At 38.9% G+C, this 8,831-nt stretch carries 10 protein-coding genes; 6 read left to right on the forward strand and 4 right to left on the reverse strand.

Features of this window, described 5'->3' with window-relative positions:
• Positions 1-341 precede the first annotated feature (341 nt).
• Positions 342-590, reverse strand: coding sequence for a type B 50S ribosomal protein L31 (locus FTU58_RS13620; RefSeq protein WP_004974599.1), 249 nt, complete (start codon positions 588-590; stop codon positions 342-344).
• A 278-nt stretch (positions 591-868) separates the two neighbouring features.
• Between FTU58_RS13620 and FTU58_RS13625 the strand changes: the two genes are divergently transcribed.
• Together FTU58_RS13625 and FTU58_RS13630 are read left to right on the forward strand one after the other, a co-directional pair.
• Positions 869-1,150 (forward strand): type II toxin-antitoxin system RelB/DinJ family antitoxin, encoded by a 282-nt coding sequence (locus FTU58_RS13625; RefSeq protein ID WP_136144463.1) that lies wholly within the window; start codon positions 869-871, stop codon positions 1,148-1,150.
• Positions 1,150-1,470, forward strand: coding sequence for a type II toxin-antitoxin system PemK/MazF family toxin (locus tag FTU58_RS13630; RefSeq protein WP_131260605.1), 321 nt, complete (start codon positions 1,150-1,152; stop codon positions 1,468-1,470). The genes FTU58_RS13625 and FTU58_RS13630 overlap by 1 nt, the downstream gene beginning before the upstream one ends.
• A 158-nt stretch (positions 1,471-1,628) precedes the next feature.
• Here FTU58_RS13630 and FTU58_RS13635 read toward each other — a convergent pair whose 3' ends face one another.
• The 3 genes from FTU58_RS13635 to FTU58_RS13645 all read right to left on the reverse strand — a co-directional run bounded on the left by FTU58_RS13635 (position 1,629) and on the right by FTU58_RS13645 (position 4,937).
• Complete coding sequence (locus FTU58_RS13635) at positions 1,629-2,927, reverse strand: AarF/ABC1/UbiB kinase family protein (RefSeq protein ID WP_004974602.1); 1,299 nt, start codon at positions 2,925-2,927, stop codon at positions 1,629-1,631.
• Positions 2,928-3,072: 145 nt separating this feature from the next.
• Positions 3,073-4,437: an MATE family efflux transporter gene (locus FTU58_RS13640; protein ID WP_373886015.1), complete on the reverse strand. Its 1,365-nt coding sequence runs from the start codon at positions 4,435-4,437 to the stop codon at positions 3,073-3,075.
• Positions 4,438-4,475: 38 nt separating this feature from the next.
• A complete protein-coding gene (locus FTU58_RS13645; protein WP_131260603.1) occupies positions 4,476-4,937 on the reverse strand; it encodes a DMT family transporter in 462 nt (153 codons plus the stop codon).
• Positions 4,938-5,058: 121 nt separating this feature from the next.
• Between FTU58_RS13645 and hemW the strand changes: the two genes are divergently transcribed.
• The 4 genes from hemW to FTU58_RS13665 all read left to right on the forward strand — a co-directional run bounded on the left by hemW (position 5,059) and on the right by FTU58_RS13665 (position 8,749).
• Positions 5,059-6,213 (forward strand): radical SAM family heme chaperone HemW, encoded by a 1,155-nt coding sequence (gene hemW, locus FTU58_RS13650; protein ID WP_180062588.1) that lies wholly within the window; start codon positions 5,059-5,061, stop codon positions 6,211-6,213.
• A gap of 141 nt (positions 6,214-6,354) precedes the next feature.
• The gene (locus FTU58_RS13655) at positions 6,355-7,464 is read left to right on the forward strand and encodes a DNA cytosine methyltransferase (RefSeq protein ID WP_004974609.1); all 1,110 of its coding nucleotides are present in this window, start codon (positions 6,355-6,357) and stop codon (positions 7,462-7,464) included.
• Positions 7,448-8,536, forward strand: coding sequence for an HpaII family restriction endonuclease (locus tag FTU58_RS13660; RefSeq protein WP_131260601.1), 1,089 nt, complete (start codon positions 7,448-7,450; stop codon positions 8,534-8,536). The genes FTU58_RS13655 and FTU58_RS13660 overlap by 17 nt, the downstream gene beginning before the upstream one ends.
• Positions 8,537-8,617: 81 nt before the next feature.
• Positions 8,618-8,749: a hypothetical protein gene (locus FTU58_RS13665; protein ID WP_257222375.1), complete on the forward strand. Its 132-nt coding sequence runs from the start codon at positions 8,618-8,620 to the stop codon at positions 8,747-8,749.
• Positions 8,750-8,831: the final 82 nt, after the last annotated feature.

Here is an 8,831-nt window from a genome sequence, read left to right on the forward strand (position 1 = left end):
ATCAACAATACAAAAAATTTCTGTAAAATCGTACATGGTAGTTAGAGCCTTTGGGTTGTGTCGTAACTTTCTAAATGGCTCTAACTACCTTTTTTTCAAGGGCTTTTCTTATCCGTAATTCGGGTTAGATTAGGGTCTGTACCAAATCAATCGTTGAGTAGAAAAATCCATTAGATAAAAATTATAAATAAAAAGAAGCCCAAGCTGGAGGAGAGTGCTTGGGCTTTGAAGATAGAGGATATCCCATCGTTTCGATGAGCAATCTTGCTATGTTTAAAATATAAAACAGAAAACTTAACTGAATATGAAGTGATTGTGAGATTTTGCAATAAAGCTCAAGCTTAGCGTTTGAAACGTGCAAAGCGTTTGTTGAAGCTCGCGACACGTCCTTCATTACTGGTTTGACGTTGTTCACCTGTGTAGAACGGATGCGATGCGCTTGAAATATCCAAAGTCACATAAGGATATACCTTGCCTTCATATTCTTTACTTTGGCTGCTTTGCAAGGTGCTGCCAATCACAAAATAGGCATTGGCGTTGGTGTCGTGGAATAAAACTTCACGATATTCTGGGTGGATATTCGGACGCATGAGATTTCTCCAAACTAAATGTGTAATTTGTGAAATGTTATAACATAACAATTAATTTGGCAAATAAAACCCACATGCATTCTTTCTAGTGAGTTTTACATCAAAAATTATCCAATCCCTTTTTAAACCTGTTGTATAAGGGCTGTCATTGAGGGAATAGTGTCTGCACAGATTAAATAATTTTTTCTATTGGAAGTGAAAAGGCATCGTAAGAACAAGTTTGACCCATGCCATTTTAAGGCATAAAATGGCATTCAGTGGTATGTATGGAGTAGATGATGACAACATTGGTAAAAAAACGGGTTCAATACACGGTTGATCAGGCAATTATGGAATCGGCAGAATACATTATGACAAAAGTTGGTCTGACGCCTGCCACTGTAATGAGCATGGTTTACGCTGAAATTGCACGAACTGGAAAAATACCTGTCACGACTCAAGTGAGTGACGAGGATTTGAATACAGCAAGATTAATCGCGATGAGCCATAATGTTCCTAGTGTAAAAGTGTCTAGCGCTGCGGATACTGCTGCTTTTTTAGAAGATGATGGCGGCTACTAATGACCCAACAACTCTATTGGGCTTATGTTGGCTTTACAGATATTGCCGAGGGTAAGACCAGACCTGTGTTGTATATTCGCCAAACGGACACCGACTATGTTGTATTTCGTTTAAGTAGTCAGTACGAAAATAAGTCTGCTTTTATTAAAAGCAAATATGTGGAAATTAAAAACTGGCAACAGGCTGGTTTAAAAAAGCCATCGTGGATTGATACAGTACAAACATATCAGCTGCCTATCCAAAAAACACAACTCACTTATATTGGACAACTGTCTGCCGATGATCTGGAATGCTTAATCAAACACCTTGAAATTCAATAATTTGAATTTCATCGTTTCAACTTGAATGAATCGGTTTAGATAACAAAAAATCCTCCTACATTTGGGAGGATTTTTTGTCTGGATTATAATTTTAGTTACGGAGCATAAAACAGATTGGGCTTTATTTTCAGCATCCTTTGCTGAGTCCAAAGTTGAGTCTAAGCTCGCGGTGGAACCAACTCCTCAAAAATATCATTTAAATTATCATGTACTTTTAAATGAATTAAATTCCAATAATGCCCTGAAACAGTTCGATTCACCATTAAGGTATCGGGAGAAGGCTTAAACACATCCCAATATTTCAATGAACTTTTGACCAACTCAACGCCATCATGATGGGCAGAATTTTCAGCAAAATCATAATGTGTGGTTAGCGGACGCATCAGCACTTCTAACCATTGCAAATATAAATCTTCAGGGAATTTACCCAATGCAGAAATTGCCTGCAGTGCATCTAGATGCTGTTCAATTTCGGCAATATCTTGCGCACGCGCAGCATGAATCAGTTGTCGAAAATGATGCACTACATCATTCGATAGAGTTTTGACGCCGCCGTAATCATAAATCACCACAGAACCATCTTGGCGGAACGCAAAGTTGCCCGGATGCGGGTCGCAATGAAAGCGTTTTAAATAAAAGATTTCTTGACCCATGGCACGCAATAAACGTCGTCCCAAAGTGTTGCGGGTACGCTGTGACCATGTGCTTGCCGTTTCTATATTTTCACCTTGTTCCAAACTTAAGGTGAGAATATGCCGCGAAGAATAGTCTTTAAACACTTGTGGGATAATAATTTTATCATCCAAAGCCGCGTGAAAGGTACGCGCTACTTCTAGGTTTTGTGCCTCAATCTGGTAGTTCAGCTCATTGTCTAAACTTTCCTGAATTTCCTGAAATAGACGGTCTTGTAATTTACGGTCTATTTTAAGTACACCCATTAAACGCAGTGCCAAACGGACTTGTTTCAGGTCACTTTCGCAGGCTTCATCGACCCCAGGATATTGCACTTTGACCACCACTTGCTCGCCATTGGGTAAAATGGCTTTATGCACTTGCCCAATAGATGCGGCTGCAAACGGAGTTTCATCAAAGTGTTTAAAAATTTTGTCGAGCGGTTTACCAAGTTCTTTTTCAACTTGTGCCTTAATTTCAGCAAAAGGCATGGCAGGTGCTTGGCGCTGTAATTTACTGATGGCTTTGGCAACTTCAGGCGGAAAAATATCTTTATATTGCGAGGCAATTTGCCCGACTTTCATCACCGCACCTTTCATTTCGCCTAAGGTATCAGCAATTTGGATACCAATATCCTGAAACAATTGGCTGCGTGCCGCATTTTTTTGTTCTTCATCTGCGGTGAGGTTTTTAATCGAGTTCGATACCGTTTTGGTTGCAATACTTGCTGTCATGCTCGCAAGTTTCATAAAGCGACGACCAGGTGTACGCGCCGTTTTTGCCATGCGATGTTCCTCAAGATCATCTTTACTATCTTTTGATCATAAGTGTTCGTGAGCAAAATGCCTACTTTTAATTGTTAAAGTATTTTTTGATCACAAGACCCACGTGCCAAAACGTATTTTGGCATGTAGGTGAGTAGGCTGAGGTTTATGCTGTAAATTGGCGTTCCAGTCGTTGATTGTTGAAATATAAACGGGTCAGAAGTAACACACAGGCAATGCTTAAACCGACAATCAGCCCGACCCAAACCCCTGCAGCGCCCATATTGCTGTAACGAGTTAAATACACGCCAATGGGGAAAGCCACAACCCAATAAGCAAGCATGGTAATCCACATTGGGCCCTGAGTGTCTTGCATGCCACGCAAACAACCTGCTGCGCTAATTTGCCATGCATCCATGAGTTGATAGGCAATCGCAAATAATAATAGAGACATCGTCACTTGCGCCACTTGCGGGTCGCGGGTGTAAATTGAAATGATTTCAGGACGGAAAAACCACATCAGCGTCATTGTAGAAAAGGCAAATACAGTTGCAGTTGCAAAGCCTAAGCCTTGTACTTTACGCATGGCGTGAATATTTTGTTCGCCATAATATGTGCCAATACGAATGGTCAGGGCAATTGCCAAAGACATGGGAATCATAAATAACTGAGATGTGACTGACATGGCAATTTGATGGGCTGCCAGTTTGGTTTCTCCCAAAGGACTGATTACAATGGCGGCAGTACTAAAAATACTCACTTCAAAGAAAATGGCTAAACCAATTGGTAGTCCTAATAGCAAAATGCGTTTAATCCAGACCGCATCAATCGCTTCCCATTGGCTAAATACCTGTGTGCTTTGATAGGCGCGACTTTTAAAAATATAAAATGCCAAAGTTATAAACATTAACCATTGCAAAATAGCAGTGGCAAAACCACAACCCGCACTGCCCAGTTCAGGCAGAGGCCCCCAACCATACATAAACATAAAGTTCAGTGGAACCAATAAAGCCAATGCCAACAGACTAATTACGGTCACAGGGCGTGGATAGCCCAGTGCTTCTGAATAACCGCGCAAAGCGGCATACATGGTCACGGCAGGCATCCCAAAACCGATGGCATGTAAAAATAAGCCTGCTTTGGGCTGTAAATTTTCAGGCACACCAAATAATGGCAATAGTGCAGGCATGAGCTGTAAAATCAGCCCTGCAATCACACCTAAAATAAACGCAATCCATAAAGACTGACGGGCGATGGTTGCAATTTTTTCTGGGGTACGCGCGCCTTTAGCCTCGGCGACTAAGGGTGTGGTAGCAATCATAATGCCACTGAACAGCAGCATAATGGGCATCCACAAACCGACCCCAACGGCAATAGCAGCTAAGTCGGTGGCAGACATGTGACCTGCCATAATGGTATCAATCAGACCTAAACCTGCTTGCGCAAATTGTGTGACCAAAATTGGAATCATCAGTTGAAAAAGCTGTTTTAATTCAAAACGGGTCGTGGTCACAGAATGTATATTTGACACAAAAAATCTCAATGCATGAGGTGCTTAGCGTTTGGGTATTAGCGTTGTAAAGTGAGAAGCACACCAATAAAAATCACCACGCTACCTAAAAGACGTTGCCAATTGATACTGACTTTTTCAGTGCCCAAGAACCCAAAATGATCAATCAGCATTGAGGTGACCATTTGTCCAAAAATAATCACCCCAGATAAAGTGAGTAAACTTAGTTTTGGAGCACTATAAATACTCATGCTGATGGCATAAACCCCTAGACATCCGCCAATCCATAAATACCATGGGATGTTGAGCAAGGTGCTGAGGTTGGGTTTTTCGACTTGCTGAAAAAATACCAGTATGGCTAAAACTATTGTACCAACCAAAAAAGAGAAAAGGGCAGCTTGTAACGGAGAATATAAATATTCACGCAATTGGCTGTTGATTGCAGTTTGAAAGGCCATTGCAATCCCGATGCCCATCGCCAGTGGCAAAATTAAGAGTAATTGGCTGGATATTTTCATCATTTGCACATTTTTCTTATTTCATAGACTCTAGTCTAAAGCAAATTCTAGGGAATACATCGGTGTCCTGCTGTAGTCATGTTAAAATCTGTATCATTGTTTTGATTTTGCATTGAGCCTGTCTTTGAACCCACTTCATCCCATTGATATTTCTCTATCTTTATATATTCACATGCCGTGGTGCGTGCGTAAGTGTCCGTATTGTGATTTTAACTCTCATGCTGTGCCTGACGGTAAATTGAGTTTAGATTTAGAGCAAGAATATCTACAGGCTTTGCTGGAAGATTTTAAAACTCAGACTCAGTTTGCGCAGGGTCGAAAAATCCACAGTGTCTTTATTGGCGGTGGTACACCTTCGCTGATTTCAGCACAGGGTTATCAATGGTTATTTACACAGCTGAAAGCCGTGCTTGCTTTTGAGGATGACTGCGAAATTACGCTGGAAGCCAATCCAGGTACAGTGGAGCATGATCCCTTTGCCGATTATTTGGCTGCAGGCATTAACCGTTTGTCGATTGGCGTGCAGAGTTTTAATACTGAGCATTTAAAAAAATTAGGGCGTATTCATTCTAATGATGATGCGATTGCCGCAATTGGCTTGGCGCGTGAAGCGGGCTTTCAGCGAATTAATGTCGATTTAATGCATGGCTTGCCTGAACAGACTTTGCAGCAAGCACTGCAGGATTTAAAACTGGCAGTGGAACATGGTGCAACGCATATTTCATGGTATCAATTGACTATTGAGCCTAATACTGTTTTTTTCCGCACTCAGCCAATTTTACCTGTAGATGATGTCTTGGAAGAAATTCAAGCGCAGGGTGAAGCCTATTTAACTGCGCAAGGTTTTGTGAATTATGAAGTGTCTGCATGGCGTAAAGAGTTGCCGTCTGCACATAATTTAAATTATTGGCAGTTTGGCGATTATTTGGCGATAGGTGCGGGGGCGCATGGCAAAGTGACTTTGCATGATGGTGTGTATCGCTTCCAAAAAACCCGTTTGCCGAAAGATTACTTAGCCAAAGTACCTGCGGAAAACTTGCAGTTTAAAGCAATTGCAGCCGATGAGTTGCCATTTGAATTTATGATGAATGCACTGCGCCTGAATGATGGGGTTGAGGCAAACTTGTATACTGCCCGCACAGGTTTAAACTTGGATGATTTGCAGGATATTTTAAATACATTGCGTCAGCGGCAATTGTTGCAGGATGATCCGAAGCGATTGGCATGTACTGCGCAAGGGCATGTGTTTTTAAATTCGGTGTTGGAAGCGTTTTTGTGATTTGAGTTCAGCTCAGGCATCTGTCCTAACGCTTATCGAATATTGTGCTAGAGCGACAGCTTGTGTCTTGCACTGCATGCTATTTAAGGTAAATTTTGTTATTGTAATGGCTTTGTTATTGTATCGCCTTGAAGGTTTGAGATGAACTCTACTAGTCCAAAAGTTTTAAAGGCTCATGGTGAATTAGTGGTAAACAAAGAGGAAAACCTTTCCCTCTTTGAATCAATCCCTTTTTATCCAGAATACCCAAGTAAATTTAAATTTATTGACCTATTCGCAGGAATTGGTGGATTTCGGCTAGCGTTACAAAATCTTGGTGGCGAGTGCGTATTTTCATCAGAAATAGACCTATATGCCCAAAAAACATATTCCGTCAATTTTGGTGAAACGCCTTATGGTGATATCACTTTAGAGTCTACTAAAAATGCGATACCTGATCATTTCGATATTTTATGTGGAGGCTTCCCTTGTCAGGCTTTTTCAATTGCAGGTAAAAGATCTGGATTTGAAGATACACGCGGTACGCTATTTTTTGACGTTGCGGATATTATAAAACGGAAACAACCTAAAGCTTTCTTTTTAGAAAATGTTAAAGGCTTAATTAGTCATGATAAGGGAAATACACTTAAAACTATTTTAAAAACATTAAGAGATGATTTAGGTTACTACGTTGCTGAGCCTCAAATTATAAATGCTAAAGATTTTGGTGTTCCCCAAAATAGAGAGCGAATTTTTATTGTAGGCTTCCATAAAGATACTGGAATTCAAAATTTCTCTTATCCACAACCATTAAATAAAAAAACCTGTTTTGCCGATATAAAGGAAACTCAGGTTGTACCTACTAAATATTACTTATCTACACAGTATTTAGATACCTTGGAAAAGCATAAAGCTCGACATGAAAATAAAGGAAATGGTTTTGGTTACGCTATTATTCCAGATCACGCAATTGCCAATGCCATAGTTGTAGGTGGAATGGGGAGAGAGCGTAATTTAGTTATAGATCATAGAATTACAGACTTTACTCCAACTACTAGAATTAAAGGAGAGGTAAATCGGAAAGGTATTCGGAAAATGACGCCAAGAGAATGGGCACGGTTGCAGGGGTTTCCAGATCATTTCAAAATCGTGGTTTCAGATGCCTCAGCCTATAAACAATTTGGAAATTCTGTTGCTATTCCAGCGATACAGGCAACTGCAAAAGAAATATTAAAAGCATTGAAGATTGGTGAGTATGATTACAGCAAATAAGGGGGAATGGAGTGAACTCTATGCCCTTTTTAAATTACTATGTGATGGGGAGTTAAGTGCGGGTGATGAAAACTTAAATAAAATAAATAATTTAATTTATCCTGTAATTAGAATTTTACGTCAAGAACATCATCATTTATTCACTTATGTACCGCATAAATCAGAGGGTATAGTAGAGATTTTGCGGGGTGAAGATGTTTTTCAGATACCATTACAGGAACTCAGAGATATTACTCAGTTTTTGCTGGCAGAATTACAGAAAAAGCAAACGGCATCATTTACTATTCCAGATGTGGAAAACTTTATATCCAGATACCAATCAAATAAGATTAAAGCAAAATCTAGTGCGAAAAGTGATATTAGAATCGTAATTTATGATGCAAAAATTGGAACAATGCCTGAATTGGGATTTAGCATAAAGTCAAAATTAGGTAAACCATCCACATTGTTAAATGCAGGAAAGACAACAAATTTTATTTTTGAAATAAAAAATATTTGCCTAACCGAAAAAGAGATTGAAGATTTTAATCAGCTTGCATTGCCACAACCAATTATTAAATCTCGTATAGCACATTTAAAAATGTTGGGAGCCGATATTAAATTTTCCCATTTAAATAATGCTGTATTTGAGAATAATTTAATTTTGTTGGATAGTTTACTACCAAAAATTATGGCAGAAGCTATATTTAAATATTACACATCAACTCTTAATTCAGTTAAAGATATTTTTAATGAAATTTCTTATGAAAATCCAATGAAATATTCTTTTGAACATCAGCATCCTTTTTATCAGTTTAAAATTAAAAAATTATTGTGTGAAATAGCAATTGGAATGATGCCTGGTACAGTTTGGACAGGTAACGAAATTGATTCTACAGGTGGATATTTAGTAATTAAAGAAGATGGCGAGATCATTTGCTATCATCTGTATCATCGCCATGAATTTGAAGAGTATTTATACAATAATACAAAGTTTGAGATGGCAAGTAAAACCAAGCATGATTTTGGTCAATTATTTCTAAAGGACAATAAATTGTATCTGTCTTTAAATCTACAAATTCGCTTTAAATGATTAAAAATATATCTTTTATCTTAATATAGTTTGAACTTTTGATTCAATTTTCATAATAAAACTCAAATAGGATAATTTTAAATGGATTTAAAAACGTTTAAGTTACTTGCCCGCTATAATCTTTGGGCAACTCAAAAACTAAATCAGACTTTGCTATTGGTTTCAGATGGCTTTGTTGCACAAAGATTTGAAATGCAAAGCGCCCCTAATTGAGCCAAATTTAAGGCGTAACTTGGGTAACTGGTCGACCTAATTCCGTAAATCTGTTGAGGACTGCTACACGTGCATGAATCTC

The organism is Acinetobacter sp. YH12120 (assembly GCF_013418795.1).
GTDB classification, from domain to species: domain Bacteria; phylum Pseudomonadota; class Gammaproteobacteria; order Pseudomonadales; family Moraxellaceae; genus Acinetobacter; species Acinetobacter towneri.